Source organism: Kocuria sp. CPCC 205260, assembly GCF_040981045.1.
GTDB lineage: Bacteria > Actinomycetota > Actinomycetes > Actinomycetales > Micrococcaceae > Kocuria > Kocuria palustris.
On record NZ_JAVKPT010000081.1, the window covers coordinates 1 to 551 of the forward strand.

A 551-nucleotide genomic window follows, 5' to 3' on the forward strand; every position below is an offset into this window, starting at 1 on the left:
CCCAGGTCGTGGGCATGACGGGCAACCTGGGCCAGCTCTTCTCCGTGATCCCGTTCGCGGCGTTGCTCCACGTGGTCGGCTGGGTGCCGTCCTTCGCGGTCATGGCGGCGATCGCCCTGCTCGCCGCGGTGCTCTCCGGCCTGTTCCTGCGCAGCAACCCGCCGGGCGCGCGTGAGCTCAACGACGCGCTCTCCTTGGCGACCGTGCGCACCTCCATGGGGCAGGCCATCAAGGAACCGGGGACCCAGCTGGGCTTCTGGGTCCACTTCACCGTGCAGTTCGTGGGCAACACGTTCGCCCTCATGTGGGCGTACCCGTACCTGCAGAACGCACAGGGGCTGGACCCCACGCAGGCCTCCGCCGTGATGACCGTGTACGTGGTGTTCAACGTGGCGGTGGCGCCGGTGATCGGCAAACTCAGTGCGCGCTTCGCGCGCCGGCGCTCCACACTGTCCCTGGCATGCGTGCTCGTGAGCTGGGCCGGGTGGACGGCACTGCTCGTCTGGCCGGGCCACGCCCCCGCCGTGGTCGTCTACGTGGCCGTGTGCATG

General features: G+C 69.7%; 1 protein-coding gene. It reads left to right on the forward strand.

Annotated elements, in window-relative coordinates; translation table 11 throughout:
• On the forward strand, positions 1-551 hold a 551-nt coding region (locus tag RF645_RS13285; RefSeq protein WP_368819273.1), incomplete at both ends, for an MFS transporter.